The sequence below is a fragment of the Flavobacterium sp. SLB02 genome, assembly GCF_009664855.1.
GTDB lineage: Bacteria > Bacteroidota > Bacteroidia > Flavobacteriales > Flavobacteriaceae > Flavobacterium.
The window spans coordinates 2,154,492-2,173,787 of sequence record NZ_CP045928.1 but is presented as its reverse complement, the minus strand read 5'-3'; the positions used below and the strand labels follow the sequence as shown (position 1 = coordinate 2,173,787).

Below are 19,296 nucleotides of genomic sequence, written 5' to 3'. Positions count from 1 at the left end.
ACTTAGATTCTCAAACTCTTAGTGGCTTAAAAAAAATAAATATGTACAAAGAATTAGAAAAATTTAAAGTAAGCAATAGTTTTACTTTTACTATTGAAGATAGTTTAGAACAAGCTTGTAATGCATCTGAAGGTGCGGGAGTTTTTGTTGTTTATGCTATTGAAGGTGATGCAAAAGAATTGATCATGGTAGGTTCTACAGGAACTGTTCAGAAAGATGGAACTTTAAAAAGTAAAAATGGCGGTTTATACGATAAAATTGTAAACGGACACCAATTTGCTAAAACAGGAAGAAAATATTCATGGCCGGCACAAATGAAACTTGAAAGTATTGATGCTTTAGAAGTGGTTTGGTACGAAACTTTTAATGCAGATGTAAAAGCAATTCCAACTGCTGTTGAAGGACAGGTTTTGCAAAATTTCTTAGATGAAAATGCAAAATTACCTAGATGGAATGTGGCTTTCTAAGTCGGTTTTATTATCAATATAATCAAAGTCTTACTAGTTTTAGTAAGACTTTTTTTTTGCTTAATTACTAATATTGTATTTAATTTTTATAAGTCAGGGATTAATTATTAGAATTCTAACTTATAGATCTGTACAGCGCGTTTTAAATGTGAAAACCGCTGAGTATTAGTTTTCTTTCTTCAAATGCCTAGTCTTTTACAGCATTTCGATTTTCAATCTTATGGTAATTCTTATCGAGGAAGATTTTATATAAAAGTGTGTAAATTAAGTTTTTTTTTAAATGTTAAAAATATAATAAAAAAAAATGGTGATTTAATCTTACAATAAAGATGTTTTTTGAATTATTATATTTTTTTTAATTCACGCTAATACCTCATTAAATCAGCCGATAGGGGCTTTTTCTTACGTTAAGAGTAAGGTTCTTTTATGTAAAAAAATTGCTTTTGTATTTTTGCTTTTATATATTTATCGCACAGAACTAGAGAATAATGTTAAAAAACCGTATTCTTTATGTTAAAACTAAGTGCTTATTTTCAAGAATTCTACCCCAAATTAATATGAAGACCAAAAATTTACAATTCAAAACTTTTGACGACATTACACTTTGGAATAACTTGAAAGATGGTGATGAAAAATCATTCTCAACCCTATTTGAGAAATACTACGCAGATCTGGTTAATTACGGAAATTCACTTTCTCCTTACGCTGAAAAAGTACAGGATTGTGTTCAGGATGTTTTTACTGATATTTGGGTATATCGTAACGGACTTCAGAGTTCTGTTGTGGTAAAAGCTTACTTATTATCAAGTGTACGTAAGAGAATTGCACGTTTGCACGAACGGGATCATATTTTTCGTAAATCAACCAGTACAGATGCCATAGCATTTTTATTAGAATTCTCCGTAGAACACGATCTTATGGATGATGATTATGCAACTAAAGAAAAGGTTGTTTATCTTAATAAATTACTGAATGATTTGCCTGCGCGTCAAAAAGAAGCGTTGTATTTACGTTACCATCAAGGCTTAACAGTGGAGCAAATTGCAGACATGCTGGATGTGAATTATCAGTCGGCAAGCAACTTGTTACATCGCGGTTTACTTACCTTGCGCAAAGAATGGAAGGGGAGTATTTCATTAATTGTTGTACTATCTTCAATGGCTTGTTAAATTTATTTTAAAAAAATGTAAAAAAAATCACAATTTGGTGAGTATATAATAAAAGAGCTGTCCTCTATGTTTTTGTAACCTCATTTTTAGATGCAAAAACGTAATAAATATACCGAAATTGAAGATTTTTTATCTGACGAATCATTCCAGTCATGGATTTTAAATAAAATTGACGAATATGGTTGGGAAGAGTGGACCTTAGAAAGCCGCCAACGTGCCAAGTTGGTAGAAGATGCAAGATTGTTATTATTAGCTATGAAGGTGCCGGAAACTAACTTATCGGCATCTGATCTTCATAATGCTTTACAAACCACATGGATTAAAATTGAAGAGAAAGAAACTCACAACGATTTAATCCAGGACTCAAAAGTAAAATTTCTTAGAAAAAAAATCTTTAGCTCTGTTGCTGCTGCTGTAGTGATTGGTCTGATATCAATTTGGTTTTATCAAAATCAAATTAGTCCGGAAAGTAAAGTTGTAACCTACAAAGAACTTATCGAGGAAAATAACGAAGGCTTGGTTGAGCAGACCAATAATTCAAACAAACCACAAATCATCACATTATCTGATGGTAGTTCGGTTTTATTACAACCCAATAGTAAATTAAGTTATCCTAAAATCTTTACCGGCAACGAAAGAAAGGTGTATTTATCCGGCGAAGGTTTCTTTGAAATTAGTAAAAATCCTAAAAAGCCTTTTTTTGTTTATGCAAACGAAATTGTTACAAAGGTAGTTGGAACCAGTTTTAGAGTAAAAGCTTATTCTGATCAGCCTGATGTAGAAGTTCTTGTGCGCACCGGTAAAGTTAGGGTAAAATCGAATGATTTAGTTTCGAGATCCAATCAGGAAGAAGTGATCTTGCTTCCTAATCAGGCGCTTCGTTTTTTACGCAGTGATTTAAGTTTCAATAAAATTACAAATATTACTCAGGACGAAACACTAACTCGCAGTGTTGGTAATATTGAGCAATTGAGCTTTGAATTTACTGATATTCCTGTTGCTCAGATTTTTGAAACAATAGAGCAGGCTTATCTGGTAGACATAGATTATCCTAAAGATAAGTTGAAAGACTGCCACTTGACTACTTCACTTAGTGATCAGCCTTTAACAGAAAAACTGAAAATTGTCTGTAATAGCATAGGCAATAATACTAGTTTTCAAATGAATGGTAATCAAATCATTATAACATCTCAAGGATGTAATTAATTCTCTCTGTAACTGTAATTACATAGCCGAATTAAATCTAATAAATCAACAAAAAAACTAAACCAAAACTAAACTAGAACCAATAATAATAAAATGCCTATGTAAAAGATGATAATGCAGAAAAAAAAGTGCCGAAATGCTGTAACATTATCGACACTTAAATTAGTTGAATTTCTCTCTGTAAAGAGTTATTCATTACGTTTCAAAATACACTCGAATAAGTATTAATCAAAACAATCCAAAATTATGAAAAAACCAGTTGTTAAACAACGATTACTCCATCGAATCATGAAAATAACACTATTTCAGTTTGTCTTGGCACTTGTATTTTCAAGTGTTGCCATGGCAAATAATGTAAATGGGCAAAAAAAACTAGATACCAAGGTTACCATCAATGTTGCTAATTTAACATTGGACAACGCCTTGACCAAGCTGGAAAAGTCTGCTCACGTAAAATTTTCTTATAACTCAAGATTGCCTCAGCTTACCCAAAAGGTAAGTATAGATGCTAATCAGGAAACTCTTTCGAGTATTCTAAACCGTATTCTGATACCTTTTAATATAAGTTATACTGAAGTAAGCAACCAAATTGTTTTGCAAAAAAATGCCGCATCAGATTCTTTTGCGAGTTTAGATGCCGGTAATTCTTTGTTTGAAATATTAACTGCAGGTCCAATCATCAAAGGTATAGTTACTGATGCAAGTGGTAGTCCACTTCCGGGAGCTACTGTGTTGGTAAAAGGAACAAAAAATGCAGTTCTTACTGATTTTGATGGTAGATTTACTATCGAAGTACCATCAAATAGCGACAAACTTGTAATTTCTTATGTTGGAATGGAGTCCAAAGAAATTGGTATTGGAAATACTACTCCTACAATTGTTTTAACTGAAGAAGGACAAAACTTAAAAGAGGTAGTAGTTACAACAGGTTACGAAAAAACATCAAAAAGAACATTTACAGGCGCTATTAGTAAAATTTCAGGTGCTGAATTAAAAGTTGACGGGGTAGTAGATGTAAGTAGGATGATTGAGGGTAAAGCTGCCGGGGTTACGGTTCAAAATGTTACGGGTACTTTTGGTACAGCTCCTAAAATCACTGTACGTGGATCTTCTTCTATTTTTGGAGATACAAAACCTTTATGGGTTATTGATGGTGTTGTTCAGGAGGATATTATCAATGTTTCATTTGCTGATTTAGCATCAGGAAATTCATCAACATTGTTAAGTTCTTCTGTAGCAGGTTTAAATGCTAATGACATTCAAAGTATAGAAATTCTTAAAGATGCATCTGCAACTTCTATTTATGGTTCTAGATCGTTAAACGGTGTTGTTGTTGTTACAACTAAGCAAGGTCGTAGAGATTCTCCACTAAAAGTAAGTTATTCTGTAGAGAATACAGTGAGAACGGTACCGAGCTATACACAATATGATATCCTGAACTCTCAGGAATCTATGAGTGTGTTTCAGGAAATGAAACAAAAAGGATATCTTGATTTAAGTTCGTCTTATACAGGTAGATTTGGAGGAGCATACAATATTCTTGCAAAAGAAATTAACCGTTATAATGAAACAAATGGTCAATATGGGGTTAAAAACGAACAACCTTATATTAATCAATTTCTAAAAAAATACGAACTGGCTAATACAGATTGGTTTAATGTGTTATTTAGACCTTCAATTACTCAAAATCATTCTTTGAGTTTTTCTGGTGGTGGAAAAAACAATACTTTTTATGCCTCTTTAGGATATTACACAGATCCGGGATGGACGATTGCTGATAATGTAAAACAATTAACATCAAATATTAAAGGTACTTTCTTTATCAACGACAGATTAAATATTACCTTATCTACAATGGGGTCTATTCGCGATCAGGAAGCTCCCGGAGCATATGACAGTAAAAAAGACGTTGTTTTTGGAAAAACAAGCAGAGATTTTGATATCAATCCATTCAATTATGTTTTAAGCACTAGTAGAACGTTAAGACCTTATGATGATAATGGAAATTTAGAATATTATCAAAATAACTGGGCGCCAATGAATATTGTGAACGAATTAGAAAACAATACTTTAGGAATTAAAGTAAATGATATTCGTTTTCAAGTTGATTTAGATTATAAAATTACTAAGCATTTAACTTACAATCTTACAGGTTCTGCACGTTACGCAAATACTTCGAGAGAGCACAAGATTCTTGAAAATTCAAACGTAGTAGCGGCATATAATGCAGGTGTTGGAGACAATGTAAATGCACAAATACAAAAAGACAACGTATTCTTGTATCAGGATCCAACTGATTTAACTATACCAAAAGTATCTGTACTGCCAAGTGGTGGATTTTTAAGAAAGTACACCAATGATATGACTTCATACAATGTTAGAAATAGTATAACTTATAGAAATGTTTTTAAAGAAAAACATGAAGTAGAAGGTTTCTTTGGTACTGAGCTAAGATCTGTAGATAGAAACAATGATAATTTTACAGCTGTAGGAATTCAATATGATAAAGGTCTTACTTCTTTTATCGATCCTAAAATGATCGAAAAAATTGTAAACGGAGGTGATTCGTATTATGAATTTGGTGCTGATAGAGAAAGAACTGTAGGTTTTTTTGGAAAAGTTGGGTATACTTATGATCGTCGTTATACAGCTTCTGTAACAGGTCGTTATGATGGGTCTAACAGACAAGGAGATACAGGATCATCAAGATGGTTGCCTACTTATACAGTTAGTGGAAAATGGAATGTTGCTGAAGAAAAATTCATGAAAAATGTTGAATCAATCAATACTTTGGCCTTGAGAGCTTCTTACGGACTTACTGCTACAGCTGGACCTGCAACAAATTCGTTAGCTATTTATAAAAGTTTCATTACAGACCGTTTTAATCTTTCAGACAGAGAAAATGCAATAAGAATCGAAGATTTACAGAACAAGGATTTGACTTGGGAAAAACAATATGAAACTAATATTGGTGTAGACATAGGTATGTTTAATAACAGGGTACAATTAACTACAGATGTTTACAGACGTAAAGCATTCGACTTAATTGACTATGTAATTACTTCTGGTGTTGGCGGACAATCTGTTAAACAAGGAAATAATGCTAATATGGAAACTAAAGGTATTGAGCTTGGTTTTACTACTCAAAATGTGGTTACTAATAATTTTAAGTGGTCTACAACATTAAACTTTTCAGTTTATGATCAAAATATTACAAAATTAGCAAACAAACCTTCAGTATATGATTTAGTAGATGCTAATGGAGGTAATACAGTAGGACACCCTAGAAATTCAATTTACTCTTACCAGTTTACCGGATTGAATAATCAGGGACTACCTACTTTTCTTTTGCAAGATGGTGCAGAGAATAATATTACAAAAGCGAATTTTCAGGATACTAAAGATGTTACAAATTATTTAAAGTATGAAGGATCTATTGAACCTAATAAATCAGTTGGTTTAGCCAATACCTTTACTTATAAAAACTGGTCACTATATGTATTTATTGTAGGTTCAGGAGGGAATAAAGTTCGCTTAAATCCAGTTTACAGTAATGAATACAACGATTTGACGGTTTTTACGAAAGAATTTAAAAATAGATGGATAAATCCTGGGGATGAAAATGTTACAAACGTTCCTGTTATTGCTGACCGTTTATTAAATAGAAATTACGGAGATAGTGATTTGCAAATCGCTTATAATACTTATAATTATTCTGATGTAAGAGTTGCTGATGGTGATTTTGTACGATTAAAAAATGTTTCGCTTAGTTGGGAATTTCCTAAAGATTTTAAGAGAAAACTAGGTGTTAGTACATTTACCTTAAAAGGATCGGCAGTAAATCCTTGGCTGATTTATTCAGATAAAAGGTTACACGGTCAGGATCCGGAGTTTCGTAATACAGGAGGGGTAGCTTTCCCTATTACTTCTCAATATACATTTACTTTAAATGTTTCATTCTAATACAATTAATCATGAAAAATATAAAAATAGCACTTTCATTAGTATTACTGGTAAGTATTAGTAGCTGCGATGAATTTCTTTCAGAAGTCCCAGATAACAGAACACAAATAAATACACCAGAAAAGATTTCAGAATTATTAGTAACTGCTTATCCTGACAGAACCTATATGGCAATTGCAGAAACGATGTCTGATAATGTATTTGATAGCGCATTACCGGGTTCAGATTTAAATAATACGCAAAGTTACAACTGGGAAATGCAGACTCAATTTGACGAAGATACCGAAGCAGGATTTTGGAATTCTTCATATAAGGCGATAGCAGCTGCAAATCAGGCTTTAGTAGCTATAGATGAGCTTGGTAATCCTACCAGTTTAAATCCTCAAAAAGGAGAGGCATTAATAGCGAGAGCTTATTCTCATTTTATGCTGGTTCAATTATGGGCAAACAGGTATAATCCTGCAACTGCTGCTACAGATTTAGGAGTTCCATATATAACAAAACCAGAAGGAGCTTTATTGGTAAAGTATAAACGAAACACAGTTAAGGAGGTGTTTGATTTTATTGAGCAGGATCTTAATGAAGGGTTGAAATACGTGACCAGTAATTATAAAGAACCAAAATATCATTTTAATGTAGAGGCTACAAAAGCTTTTGCCAGTCGTTTTTATTTAATAAAGGGAGATTGGGATAAAGTGCTTGAGTTTTCAAAAGGATTGGGTTCAAAACCTACTACACTTAGAGATTATGCGGCTTTTAATGCAGCTGCTTTTGCTCAAATGCCTATTGAATATTCTAAAGTAGAGCAAGCAACGAATTTATTAGTAGCTTATCCGGGATCAATTTGGAGCAGAAGCTTTACAAGTAGATTTACACTGTCAGGAAACAAAGTAGATTTAATTTTAGGAAAAGAAACTAGTCTTTTTGATAAAGCCTGGTTAATACGCGCAGCAGGTCAGTACAAAGGAGGACAAACAGTTTTAGTACCTAAACTTTATGAATATTTTAAATATACAAATCTAACATCTGGTGTTGGTGAACCTTATACCAGTACAGTTCTTTTTAGTAATGATGAATTTTTCCTAAATAGAATTGAGGCTCATGTAATGAAAAATCAAATTACAGAAGCGAATGAAGAACTAGAATACTTTTTAGCAACAAGAACCGCAGGGTATAATCCGGCTACAGATCAGTTGACAGAAGAGAAAGTTGTAGCCAAATTTCCTGTAATAGCAAATGAGTTTACGCCGTTTTATACTTTAACTCCGGTGCAGGCATCATATATAAAAGCTATTGCAGAAGCAAGAAGAAGAGATTTTTTACATGAAGGTGTTAGATGGTTTGACATCAAACGTTTTAATCTTGTTGTAGAACACGATACTTATGAATTTGGAAAAGTATCAAGACATAATGTTTTAGTAAAAGATGACAAACGTAGAGCATTACAAATACCAGTTAGAGCATCTGATAATGGAATCGAACTAAATCCTAGATAAAAATTTAATTTAATTATTATGAAAATATTAAAAAGATATAAAGCGATTGCAATGATTACAGGAGCAATGCTATTTGTGGCTTGCGCTCATGAAGATCAGCCTATAGAAAGTCAGTTAGATTTTTCGCAACCTAATAAAACGGAATTAGATAAATGGATAGGTACCAGTTTTTTAGATCCTTATAATATAAAAGTATATTATGAATGGAATCAAAATTTAGTAGATAATACCCGTTATCTATTTCCACCAACTCTAGAAAAAGTGAAACCAGCTCTTGAGATTGTTAAAAAAATCTGGATTGATAGTTACACCACTATAGGAGGGGAAAATTTTGTAAAGAAAATAGCACCAAGAGAATTTGTTTTAGTAGGAGGAATGAACCTGAACACAACAGGTACAAGAACATTAGGACTTGCAGAAGGAGGTCAAAGAGTTTCGCTTTTTCAGATAGATTATTTAAATAAGAATAGCAGACCGGATGTTACAGAATTTATCCATACTATTCAACATGAATATGTACATATTCTAAACCAAACTAAGCCATTTGATGAGCAAGCGTGGTCTAAATTAACCCCTTCGGGATATACTACCAGCTGGTATGTTGAGGAAATTGAAGACTCAAGAGAGTTAGGTTTTATTACGAGTTATGCAAGATTAAATATTTATGAAGATTTTGCTGAAACAGCTTCTACAATTTTAACGAGTTCTCAAGCAGAGTATGATGCAATTTTAGCAAGTATTACAGATCCTGAGGCCAGAGCCAACATTCAAAAGAAAGAAGCCATTGTTGTACAATATTATAAAGATGCTTTTGATATTGATTTTTATGCTTTAAGAGATGAGGCACAAAAAAACACAGACGCTGTTCTCGGAAACTAAACATATTAATAATAATGAGTAGTAATTAATATAAAAATCAATATTATGAAATTAAAATATATATATAAGTACTTGATAGTTGCTTTTGTGGCAGTGCTGCAAGTTGCATGTACAAGTACAGAAGCAGATTCAAAATTTGATCAGACTCCTATAGAGCGATTAAATATTAGAGAAAAAGAATTAAATGACTTATTACTTTCATCACCAGAAGGATGGAAAGTAGTTTATTATACTGATAGTACACAATTAGGAGGATGGACACATCTTTTTAAATTTCTTCCTGATGGTAAAGTTGATATGGCATCTGATTTTGACGGAGATACATCTACTTACAGAAGTCAATACGATATTCAATTAGGAAGCTCAGTGGGTTTAGTTTTTACAACAGCCAACAGGATACATCTTTTATCTCAGTCAGATAATTATCCTACTGCAGCCCTTAGAGGAAAAGGATATTTGGGAGATTTTCAGTTTTTTTATTACGGACAGGAAAATGGAGATATTATTTTTAAAACAAACAGAAATGTTCAGGAGTTGAGATTTGTAAAAGCTAAAGCACAAGACTGGACAGATTTACCTAAAAATACTCCAATAATTGAAGGTATTACCGGAGGACCTACAAGCCCATTGTTTAGATTGTTAGAAATTAATGATGGTAGTGCATTGCATCTTTATGATTTTGATTTCAATGCAAACGCACGTTTTGGTACGGCAACATCTTTAGATCCTGCATCAAATCAAATTTATAACCTTGCACTTTCATTTACGCCAACAAGTGCAATTGCCAAACCTGCTCTAGTAGTAAAAGGACAAAAAATATCTAATTTTGTTTACGATAGTGCTAGTGATAATTTTGTAGCTACAGGGACTGGAGGAGTAAGCGCTACTATTAAATATACCAATGTGCCACCTACGTTAACTGACGATTATAAAATATTATTGCCAGGTAAAATATATGCTAGATTTGGTTATTATGTTGGCGATTATGTAGAAGATGCACCAACAAACTCACAACTATTTGTAAATGAACTAGCTGCAATTGATGCTGCTTTGCCAGAAGGCGTTGCGTTGGCATCTGTTCAGGTTTATTTAAATCATTCACTTGGAAATTTTATCTATTACACATTTGCAGGAAGAGCAGCCGTTTTTCATTATATAGATGTTGAAGAGGATGCAACAGGCAAAAAAATTATTTTAAAGCATAAATCATGGAACGGAAACCCAGCAGCGGCAGCTCCGGCATTTTTAGCAAATTTTGACAAACACTTGGTAAACGCTAGTGGTGTTTATGTTAAAAAGGAAAACTTTAAATTAGGTTATACAAATACCGTTTACACCTTTACCAGTGCTTCGAGTTCATTTAGAATGACCGCTTGGCAACTTAATTAATTTATTTTTTTTGATAGAAGGCAGTTCGATTGAACTGCCTTTTTTAAGCTAAAACATAGAAGAGAGTTAACCGTTAATAGTAATGATTCTAATGCTTATTTCGAAGTTGATAAAAGTGAGAAAAGGAGACAAAGTTAATGATACAGAAAATTTTAAATGTACAACATCTTGATTTCAGCAGTTATACTGGTAATTTTATTTTTTGTTATCAGTAAAAATTAAGTATCTCAATTTTAGTTTTTATTTAGAAAAAAGCAACTCATTTTTGAGTTGCTTTTTTTTATTTATCAAAGATAAAATCTTGTAAAAATTAATTTTAATAGAAGTTTTTTCGTATATTTATTCTGAAAACCAAGTAGTTGTATTTGGTTTTTTGTCTGAAACTCAACAGGCAAAAAGGATTGAGTATACAAAAACATCAAACAATTTAAACGCTATGTTAAAAACAATTTTAAATTTTAAAGGAGTTGAAGTATTAAGTACAGTAGAACAAAAAAATACAATTGGTGGAGAACCAGTGGTATGTATGATACCGTGGAGACCGGGAACTTATAATGGTCCATGTATCATGTTACCGCCTATACAACCCGCAGAACCAATTTGCAGGATAACACTTGATGGTGTAGTTTGTGAATAAAAGAAAGTTTCTTCATATTATTCAAAGATAAAGAGTAAGTAATCGATAAAAAATCATTATATAAATATTAAACAACCTAATTAATATGTTAAAAACAATTTTAAATTTTAAAGGAGTAGAAATTTTGAGTCGTAACGAGCAAAAAAATATTGCAGGTCGAGGACCTATCTTAACTTATGATTGTGAAAAGGGAGATGGCGCGGTGATGGGGCCTTATTTAACACCATGCATAAATCTGCCAGTAGACACATGCTATCAAACAGCTGAAGGGGAAGTTTGTCCGTAATTTATAAAAAACTTTAAAAATTAAACCGTTTCAAAATTCTTGAAACGGTTTTTTTATTTTAAAGAAATCGGACTTAGTCATAAATTATACTATTGTTATTTTTTTAAAAAGGGAATTATCATATATTTGACAAGTCGTTCATAGCTCTGATAGAAATGAAAATCCCTTTGTTTTTTTTCTTTAAAAAACAAAAGATTGAAATGAATCGCAGGATTAGCTACAAATAAATATTAAAATTAATTTTGAATATGAAATTACTAGAAGGAAAAGTTGCCATTATTACAGGTGCTAGCCGTGGAATTGGAAAAGGAATTGCAGAAGTTTTTGCTAAACATGGCGCAAATGTTGCGTTTACATACAGTTCGTCTGTAGAATCTGCCCAGGCTTTAGAATCTGAGCTAAATGGTTTAGGAATTAAAGCAAAAGGATACCAATCGAATGCAGCCGATTTTAATGAAGCGCAAACTTTTGTTGATGCTGTTTTAGCTGATTTTGGAACAGTAGATATCTTAATAAACAACGCAGGAATTACAAAAGATAATTTATTGATGCGTATGTCTGAAGCTGATTTTGATCAGGTTATCGATGTAAATCTAAAGTCAGTATTTAATATGACAAAAGCAATTCAGAAAACTTTTCTAAAACAACGTGCTGGTTCTATAATTAATATTAGTTCTGTAGTTGGAGTTTCAGGAAATGCAGGGCAAACAAATTATGCAGCTTCTAAAGCAGGTGCAATTGGTTTTACAAAATCTGTAGCATTAGAGTTAGGTTCTCGTAATATTCGTTGTAATGCAATTGCTCCGGGATTTATTGAAACCGAAATGACAGCAAAATTAAGCGAAGATGTAGTAAAAGGGTGGAGAGAAGGAATTCCGTTAAAACGTGGTGGAACTGCAGAAGACGTTGCAAATGCTTGTCTTTTCCTTGCTTCTGACATGAGTGCTTATGTTACCGGACAAGTACTTAATGTTTGTGGAGGAATGTTAACCTAAAGAATAAATCTCAGTTTAAGTTTTCAGTAGCACTGATTACTGAAAACTGTCACTGAAAACTATAAAATATGACTACAAACACGATTCTATTATTATTACTTTCCTTAGTAATAGCTGGTGGTTTGTCGTATTTTCAATATTTTTTTAAAGCCAAAAACAAATCCAATGTGGTTGTGTTTTTGGCTTTTTTACGTTTTTTAGCCATTTTTGGATTATTAGTTTTATTGATAAATCCTATAATGACAAAGAACTCGCTGGAAATTACCAAAACCCCTTTGGCAATTGCAGTGGACAATTCAAGTTCGATTACAGTTTTAAAATCGGATAAAAAAGCTGAAGAACTTTATCAAAAAATAATTTCGAATCCTGCCCTTAAAGAAAAATTTGAAATCCAGTCGTATCAGTTTGATGCTGATTTCAAGCCTTCGGACAAATTCGATTTTAAAGGCAAGCAAACGAATCTTGATGAAGTTTCCAGGAACCTTAAAAGCATTAATAAAAACCTGATTTTCCCAACAGTCATTATCACCGACGGAAATCAAACTACAGGAAACGATTATGTATATCGTTTTGATCCTGTCAATAAAGTTTATCCTTTGGTTGTGGGAGATACAACCACCTTTCTTGATCTTAAAATCAATCAGCTTAACGTAAATAAATACGCTTTTCATAAAAATAAATTTCCTGTAGAAGTTTTTCTGCAATATTCAGGAGATAAAAATGCAAATGCCGATTTTACAATTTCGCAGGGAAATACTGTCGTAGCCAAAGAGAAAATTTCTTTTTCGGCATCAAAAAAAACAGCGACTTTAAACTTGCTTTTACCTGCTGATAAAGTAGGATTGCAAATTTTTAAAGCTAGTATTTCATCAGGTTCAAAAGAAAAAAACAGTTATAATAATAACAAAAATTTTGCTGTTGAAGTGATCGATCAAAAGTCGACTATAGCGATAGTTTCGGCTATTAATCATCCGGATATTGCTGCATTAAAACGATCTATTGAAGTTAATGCGCAGCGTAAAGTAATATTGACTAAGCCAAATGATATTAATCAGTTACAAGAAGTTTCGGTTTTAGTTTTGTATCAGCCAACATCAGCTTTTAAAGCTATTTTTGATAATAACAAATTAGCCGGAACAAATACCTTTATCATTACCGGAAACAACACCGATTTTAATTTTTTGAACCAGCAACAAAATAGTCTGGTGTTTAAAATGAGCGGACAAAGAGAAGATTATTTATCAGAGTTTGAATCGCAGTTTAATTTATTTGCAATAGAAAATATTGGTTTTGAAAATTTTCCGCCGCTGCAAAATTTATTCGGAACTATTACAACAAACGGAAATGTATCTGTTTTGTTTTCTTCAAAAATAAGAAACGTTGCGACAAACGCACCTTTACTGGCTTTCGCCGAAAATCAGGGAAAGAGAACCGCTTTTCTTTTAGGAGAAAATAGTTGGAAATGGCGTCTGCAAAGTCATATCGACAATCAGTCGTTTGAGAAATATGATGTTTTTATCGATAAGATCATTCAATATTTAGCTTCGACAACTTCAAGAAAATCATTGGTAGTAACGCATGAAAGTTTTTATAATTCAGGAGAAGCAATTGTAATTAATGCACAATACTTCAATAAAAATTATGAGTTCGACGAAAAAGCGAGACTCACCATTACAGTTACAAATGCCGAAACGAAGCTAGATAAAAATTATGATTTACTAAAAGGAAACAATTCTTTCTCAGCCAATCTTGATGGTTTAGCTGCCGGAAAATATAATTTCAATGTAAAAGAATTAAATTCTAATACAGTGTATTCAAGTCATTTTGAAATTTTAGATTTTGATATCGAAAAACAATTTGTAAATCCTGATGTTACAAAATTGAAGCAATTAGCGTTGCAAACCAACGGAAAAGCTTTCTTCGAAGATCAGGCCGATGATTTGATTCAGCAGCTTTTAGAAAATAAAGAATACAAATCGATAGAGAAAAATGTCTCTACCAAAACTCCTTTAATTGACTGGATTTGGTTGTTGATTTTGATTGCTATTGTATTAACTACGGAATGGTTTGTTAGAAAATATAATGGAATGTTGTGATCGAAATATAATCTAATCCCTTCTAGCTTTTTGTAATCTTGTGGTTATGAATTAAAAGTCCAAATTATGAAAGTTAAATTCTTGTTTATTGTAGCAATTTTGATGGTGTTTCTTTGTTTTTTTTCATTTTCAAAGACAAATAATACTAACAAAAGTAATCTTTTGGGAAACACGACGATTCAGCAACGTTTTCAACTACCTCAGGGATTTGTGAGAGAAGAGGAATCTAAAACTTCATTTGGAGTTTTTTTGCGAAAACTTCCATTAAAACCCTTAGGTTCAGATGTTTTGTATTTTGATGGAACTATAAAGTCAAATCGAAACGTTTATGAAGCAGTTGTGGATTTACCGATTGGGAGACAGGATTTGCATCAATGTGCTGATGCCGTGATGCGTTTGCGAGCGGATTATTTTTATGGACAAAAACAGTACGATAAAATACATTTTAATTTCACAAATGGTTTTCGTGTTGATTTTAGCAAATGGGTCGAAGGTTACAGAATTGCAATTAAAGGCAACAAAACCAGTTGGGTTAAAACTGCAAAACCATCTGACAGTTATCAAACCTATTGGAAATATTTAGAGACGGTTTTTATGTATGCAGGAACTGCTTCTTTAGAAAAAGAACTGAAATCAATTAATGCTTTAGACATAAAAATTGGAGATGTTTTTATAAAAGGAGGCTTTCCGGGTCACGCTGTTATTGTGGTTGATGTAGCTGTGAATCCAAAAAACAACCAAAAAATTATGCTTTTAGCACAAAGCTATATGCCAGCACAGGAAATTCAAATATTGAAAAATCCAAATAGTAGTTCGTTGAGTCCTTGGTACGCTGTGGATTTTGGAACCTCTCTCAAAACACCCGAATGGACTTTTAGCTCTTCACAATTAAAACGTTTTAAATGAAACGATTCCTTTTTTTAGTCCTTATATTTCAAAATGTTTTTTCTCAAGAAATCCCATTGAATGTTCAAAAAATAATTAAAGCATACCCGGGTAAAGTTACTGGTTTTAAGGGTAATAAGATTGTTTTTAGTGATGGATCAAATTTGATTTATGATGATTTTAAAAATAAAACGAAGCAGGAAATGTTAGAAAATCCAGATATTGAGGATCAATTTAGGTTTGTTTATGCTAAAGTAAATAAGAATTTAATTCCAAAGGAAGATGCGGGAAGAATTCGAAATGAAGCTTTTTTTAAGAAAATTTACGGAAATTCAAAATCAGAAGTTGAATCAAAAATGACTGAAATTATTTGGTGCCCCAAATTAGTCAATCAAAAAATAAAAGTAACAACCGTGAATGGAATTGATATAATTGTAAAAAAACTCTCGGCAGAATTAGATAATAATCCAGAATTTAAAAAATATATTAATGCTATTGGAGGTACATTTAATTGGAGAAAAATTTCAGGAACAAACCGATTGAGTATGCATAGTTATGGAATGACTATAGATATTAATGTCAAAAACTCCAATTATTGGCAATGGGATTGTAAATGTAAAAATGAAGAAGCTACTCTTTTGTATAGAAATCAAATTCCCCTGAAGCTAGTTTCAATTTTTGAAAAATACGGCTTTATTTGGGGTGGAAATTGGAAACATTATGACACAATGCATTTTGAGTATCGACCTGAACTTTTTTTATAAATTATTTTATTGAAAAAAATATTGTACAGGAAAGTGGATTGCGAATTAAAAATTTATGATTATGGATTTCAGGCTAAAAGTATTTCATACAGTGGCACTTCGCTTAAATTTTACTAAAGCGGCAACAGAATTATATATCTCGCAGCCAGCGGTTTCTAAGCATATTCAGGAACTTGAGGAAACCTATAAAACCAAACTTTTTGAACGTAATGGTTCTAAAATTGCGTTAACCCCAGCCGGAGAAATTCTGCTAAAACACACCAAGAATATCTTCGAAATCTACCGCGAAATCGACTTTGATATGAGTTCATTTATCAACGAACGTCAGGGATTATTAAGGTTAGGAGCAAGTACAACCATTTCGCAATATATTATTTCTCCGGTTTTAGCCCGTTTTCATCAAAAGCAAAAAGAAATCAAAGTCAATTTGCTAAATGGAAATACTGAACAAATCGAAAATGCTCTAATTAACAAAGAAATTGAAATCGGAATTGTTGAAGGACAATCTAAAAATCAGTCCATTAAATATATTCCGTTTATAAAAGACGAATTAGTGTTGGTTTGTAATACCAAAAATCCTTTGGTAAAACAAAACGAAATCTCGCTTGAAGATTTAAAAACAATGAAATTCATAACACGTGAGCGTGGCTCTGGAACACTTGAAGTTATAGAATATGCATTGAAACAAGTTGATGTAAAAATAACTGATTTGCAAATCGAGATGCAATTAGGATCTACAGAAAGTATAAAATCTTATCTGTTGAACTCAGATTGTTTTGCCTTTATGTCAATACACGCTGCGGGTAAAGAGCTTAAAAATAATGAATTAATAGTTTTGGATGTTGAGAATTTATCTATCGAACGTTATTTTTATATCATCACTTTATTAGGTAAATCCGATTCCTTATCAGAGCTTTTTATTCAAAATATATCCAGCTACTATAACTTAGGGTTATAGTCGATTGTAATTTAAGATTGGCGATTATCGTATAAAGGGCAGACCTTTGTAAGGAAATATCAAATTGCTTATTTTGAAAACGAAACAACATACCGCATCACATTTATTCGAAATTAATCTTTACCTGCAACAAGCTATTTTTGCTCTTATAATAGTATTAGGTCTATTTTCGATTATTTCTCCGCCAATTGCCTTGTTATTAGGAGTTGTCATGGTAAATGTTTTTGGGAATCCATTTATAGCTTTCAATCACATTGCCATTACTTATTTATTACAATTCTCAGTTATTGGTTTAGGATTCGGAATGAACGCCACAGCAGCAATCTCAGCTGGAAAAGAAGGTTTTTTGCTCACAATATTCTCAATTTTCAGCACATTACTATTAGGTACATTTTTAGGAAAATGGCTTAAAACCGATAAAAAAACATCACATTTAATCTCTTGCGGAACAGCCATTTGTGGCGGAAGTGCCATTGCGGCGATTTCTCCCGTAATCAAATCAAACGAAAATCAAACCTCTATAGCTTTGGGAGTTATTTTTATTCTAAATTCAATTGCATTATTTGTTTTTCCGTTTATCGGGCATCAGCTTGATTTGTCTCAGAAAGAATTTGGTTTATGGTGTGCGATTGCTATTCATGACACCAGTTCAGTTGTGGGCGCGGCCAATAAATATGGGGCAGAAGCACTGCAAATTGCCACAACTGTAAAACTAGCCAGAGCACTATGGATTATCCCAATTTCGCTTTTAACGGCTTTTATTTTCAAAAATAAATCTCAAAAAATCAAAATCCCATACTTTATTGGCCTGTTTATTCTGGCGATGCTTTTTAATTCTTATGTACCTCAAACGGCTATTATTTCGCCATATATTGTCAATGTCGCCAAAATTGGTTTAACAATAACCTTGTTTTTAATTGGCGCAACATTAAATATAAATACTTTAAAAGCGGTAGGGGTAAAGCCTTTATTTCAGGGAGTTTTACTCTGGATTTTTATTGCCGGTTTAGGTTTGGCTTCAATTTTATATCTCAATTAAATAGTAAAATTTACTTTACATTGGAAAACTTCACGATTGGCTTGCCGATCATTTTGTAAAACTTTCCTTTAAACGAAAAACGTCTTTCAATCTCAAAATTAAACTGCTTTTTTGATTTTGCCATTGCAGCTATTTCTTCAGGCGGATTTGTTTCAAATTCATCATTTGCTTTTGCTGCCTTGCTAAAAGCCCCATTTGTTTTTATAATAATATCTCTAAAATGTTTATTACTAGTCTCATTTACAACTTTATACGAACTCGACCATTCTAAACTTGCCACATTTGTAAGTTTATAATCATTTACTTCCATAATAGGCTGATATTTACCGTCAAGTCCTGCAATAAGATAAAGAGTTCCTTCAAAAGGACCTCCGGCACCACCATTTACGTGCAATAAAGTAAAAGCATATTGATCTTCTCCAATTTCTACAAGTTTAGGTTTTGGAGCTTGGGCAAAAGAGCCAAAAGCAGCGATTGCAGGCTGAAAAGATCTCATTTCCCAAACTTTATCATTTTTTGCAAATTTAGCCACGCCTACAAGACCACCCGAAAATCTTCCGGTTTGCAGTCCGTCTTCATCATAATTTGAATGGTTAAAAAATAACAGCCTGAATTCATTTCCTTTAGAATCTTTATAAGCAATATTCTCAAGTATTCTGGTTGCAACACCTCTTTCGTAAGGAAACATTTGATCCCCTTCGACACCATTAACATCAGTATAAGCACTGGGTTTACAGCTTTTGCATTTCCAGCTCAAAAAAGTATTGTTATCAGAAAGTTTATATAATTTACCGGGAAACAGTTTTTGCATGGTTTTTACACCATCAAAAGGATCAGATATCTGTAAGATTCTTTTGGTATTTAAAATAGTGTCGCTAACAGATTTAAGCTGTATAATATCGTCTTGAGCAACAGAAACAGAAGTAATTAAAAAGAAAAGAATACTTAAATAAGTAGGGCGCATAAATTTAAATTTTAGGATAAAAATCAAAACGAATTTACAAAGAAACTTTTGATATGAACTTATATCATATAAACGGTTTCAAAATTAAAAGGAATTAAATTAT

Annotated in this window: 16 protein-coding genes; 15 read left to right on the top strand and 1 reads right to left on the bottom strand. The window is 32.4% G+C overall.

Going from position 1 to position 19,296, the window contains the following annotated elements; genetic code table 11:
- Positions 1-41 precede the first annotated feature (41 nt).
- The 15 genes from GIY83_RS08420 to GIY83_RS08355 all read left to right on the top strand — a co-directional run bounded on the left by GIY83_RS08420 (position 42) and on the right by GIY83_RS08355 (position 18,229).
- Complete coding sequence (locus GIY83_RS08420) at positions 42-467, top strand: hypothetical protein (protein WP_208686268.1); 426 nt, start codon at positions 42-44, stop codon at positions 465-467.
- Positions 468-1,024: 557 nt separating this feature from the next.
- Positions 1,025-1,636 carry an RNA polymerase sigma factor gene (locus GIY83_RS08415; protein ID WP_194614658.1) on the top strand — a complete coding sequence of 204 codons (612 nt, stop codon included), beginning with the start codon at positions 1,025-1,027 and terminating at the stop codon, positions 1,634-1,636.
- 90 nt (positions 1,637-1,726) lie between these two features.
- On the top strand, positions 1,727-2,842 hold the full coding sequence (locus GIY83_RS08410) for a FecR family protein (protein ID WP_194614657.1): 1,116 nt from the start codon (positions 1,727-1,729) through the stop codon (positions 2,840-2,842).
- 246 nt (positions 2,843-3,088) lie between these two features.
- On the top strand, positions 3,089-6,805 hold the full coding sequence (locus GIY83_RS08405; RefSeq protein ID WP_194614656.1) for a SusC/RagA family TonB-linked outer membrane protein: 3,717 nt from the start codon (positions 3,089-3,091) through the stop codon (positions 6,803-6,805).
- Between the two features lie 11 nt (positions 6,806-6,816).
- Positions 6,817-8,301, top strand: a complete 1,485-nt coding sequence (locus tag GIY83_RS08400) for a RagB/SusD family nutrient uptake outer membrane protein (RefSeq protein ID WP_194614655.1) — start codon at positions 6,817-6,819, stop codon at positions 8,299-8,301.
- An 18-nt stretch (positions 8,302-8,319) separates the two neighbouring features.
- Positions 8,320-9,180, top strand: coding sequence for a putative zinc-binding metallopeptidase (locus GIY83_RS08395; RefSeq protein ID WP_194614654.1), 861 nt, complete (start codon positions 8,320-8,322; stop codon positions 9,178-9,180).
- Between the two features lie 45 nt (positions 9,181-9,225).
- Positions 9,226-10,569: a DUF4302 domain-containing protein gene (locus GIY83_RS08390; protein WP_194614653.1), complete on the top strand. Its 1,344-nt coding sequence runs from the start codon at positions 9,226-9,228 to the stop codon at positions 10,567-10,569.
- A 436-nt stretch (positions 10,570-11,005) separates the two neighbouring features.
- Positions 11,006-11,206 carry a hypothetical protein gene (locus GIY83_RS24880; RefSeq protein WP_194614652.1) on the top strand — a complete coding sequence of 67 codons (201 nt, stop codon included), beginning with the start codon at positions 11,006-11,008 and terminating at the stop codon, positions 11,204-11,206.
- A gap of 85 nt (positions 11,207-11,291) precedes the next feature.
- Positions 11,292-11,492 carry a hypothetical protein gene (locus GIY83_RS08385; protein ID WP_194614651.1) on the top strand — a complete coding sequence of 67 codons (201 nt, stop codon included), beginning with the start codon at positions 11,292-11,294 and terminating at the stop codon, positions 11,490-11,492.
- Positions 11,493-11,740: 248 nt separating this feature from the next.
- Positions 11,741-12,487, top strand: a complete 747-nt coding sequence (gene fabG / locus GIY83_RS08380; protein ID WP_194614650.1) for a 3-oxoacyl-[acyl-carrier-protein] reductase — start codon at positions 11,741-11,743, stop codon at positions 12,485-12,487.
- Between the two features lie 68 nt (positions 12,488-12,555).
- On the top strand, positions 12,556-14,583 hold the full coding sequence (locus tag GIY83_RS08375) for a hypothetical protein (RefSeq protein ID WP_208686266.1): 2,028 nt from the start codon (positions 12,556-12,558) through the stop codon (positions 14,581-14,583).
- A 66-nt stretch (positions 14,584-14,649) separates the two neighbouring features.
- Complete coding sequence (locus GIY83_RS08370; protein ID WP_194614648.1) at positions 14,650-15,489, top strand: DUF4846 domain-containing protein; 840 nt, start codon at positions 14,650-14,652, stop codon at positions 15,487-15,489.
- Positions 15,486-16,232 (top strand): M15 family metallopeptidase, encoded by a 747-nt coding sequence (locus GIY83_RS08365; protein ID WP_194614647.1) that lies wholly within the window; start codon positions 15,486-15,488, stop codon positions 16,230-16,232. Before GIY83_RS08370 ends, GIY83_RS08365 begins: the two co-directional genes overlap by 4 nt.
- Positions 16,233-16,293: 61 nt before the next feature.
- Positions 16,294-17,190 (top strand): LysR family transcriptional regulator, encoded by an 897-nt coding sequence (locus GIY83_RS08360; protein ID WP_194614646.1) that lies wholly within the window; start codon positions 16,294-16,296, stop codon positions 17,188-17,190.
- 73 nt (positions 17,191-17,263) lie between these two features.
- A complete protein-coding gene (locus GIY83_RS08355) occupies positions 17,264-18,229 on the top strand; it encodes a YeiH family protein (protein WP_194614645.1) in 966 nt (321 codons plus the stop codon).
- Between the two features lie 10 nt (positions 18,230-18,239).
- On the opposite strand, the gene GIY83_RS08350 is transcribed toward GIY83_RS08355, so the two are convergent.
- Positions 18,240-19,193: a glycoside hydrolase family 68 protein gene (locus GIY83_RS08350; protein ID WP_208686263.1), complete on the bottom strand. Its 954-nt coding sequence runs from the start codon at positions 19,191-19,193 to the stop codon at positions 18,240-18,242.
- Positions 19,194-19,296 lie beyond the last annotated feature (103 nt).

Bases quoted from the DNA above. Each gene is read 5' to 3' on its own strand.
- GIY83_RS08360 (WP_194614646.1), top strand. From the start codon at position 16,294: ATGGATTTCAGGCTAAAAGTATTTCATACAGTGGCACTTCGCTTAAAT.
- GIY83_RS08400 (WP_194614655.1), top strand. From the start codon at position 6,817: ATGAAAAATATAAAAATAGCACTTTCATTAGTATTACTGGTAAGTATT.
- GIY83_RS08390 (WP_194614653.1), top strand. From the start codon at position 9,226: ATGAAATTAAAATATATATATAAGTACTTGATAGTTGCTTTTGTGGCA.
- GIY83_RS08370 (WP_194614648.1), top strand. From the start codon at position 14,650: ATGAAAGTTAAATTCTTGTTTATTGTAGCAATTTTGATGGTGTTTCTT.
- GIY83_RS08350 (WP_208686263.1), bottom strand. From the start codon at position 19,193: ATGCGCCCTACTTATTTAAGTATTCTTTTCTTTTTAATTACTTCTGTT.
- GIY83_RS08385 (WP_194614651.1), top strand. From the start codon at position 11,292: ATGTTAAAAACAATTTTAAATTTTAAAGGAGTAGAAATTTTGAGTCGT.
- GIY83_RS08420 (WP_208686268.1), top strand. From the start codon at position 42: ATGTACAAAGAATTAGAAAAATTTAAAGTAAGCAATAGTTTTACTTTT.
- GIY83_RS08375 (WP_208686266.1), top strand. From the start codon at position 12,556: ATGACTACAAACACGATTCTATTATTATTACTTTCCTTAGTAATAGCT.
- GIY83_RS24880 (WP_194614652.1), top strand. From the start codon at position 11,006: ATGTTAAAAACAATTTTAAATTTTAAAGGAGTTGAAGTATTAAGTACA.
- GIY83_RS08365 (WP_194614647.1), top strand. From the start codon at position 15,486: ATGAAACGATTCCTTTTTTTAGTCCTTATATTTCAAAATGTTTTTTCT.
- fabG (WP_194614650.1), top strand. From the start codon at position 11,741: ATGAAATTACTAGAAGGAAAAGTTGCCATTATTACAGGTGCTAGCCGT.
- GIY83_RS08405 (WP_194614656.1), top strand. From the start codon at position 3,089: ATGAAAAAACCAGTTGTTAAACAACGATTACTCCATCGAATCATGAAA.
- GIY83_RS08410 (WP_194614657.1), top strand. From the start codon at position 1,727: ATGCAAAAACGTAATAAATATACCGAAATTGAAGATTTTTTATCTGAC.
- GIY83_RS08395 (WP_194614654.1), top strand. From the start codon at position 8,320: ATGAAAATATTAAAAAGATATAAAGCGATTGCAATGATTACAGGAGCA.
- GIY83_RS08415 (WP_194614658.1), top strand. From the start codon at position 1,025: ATGAAGACCAAAAATTTACAATTCAAAACTTTTGACGACATTACACTT.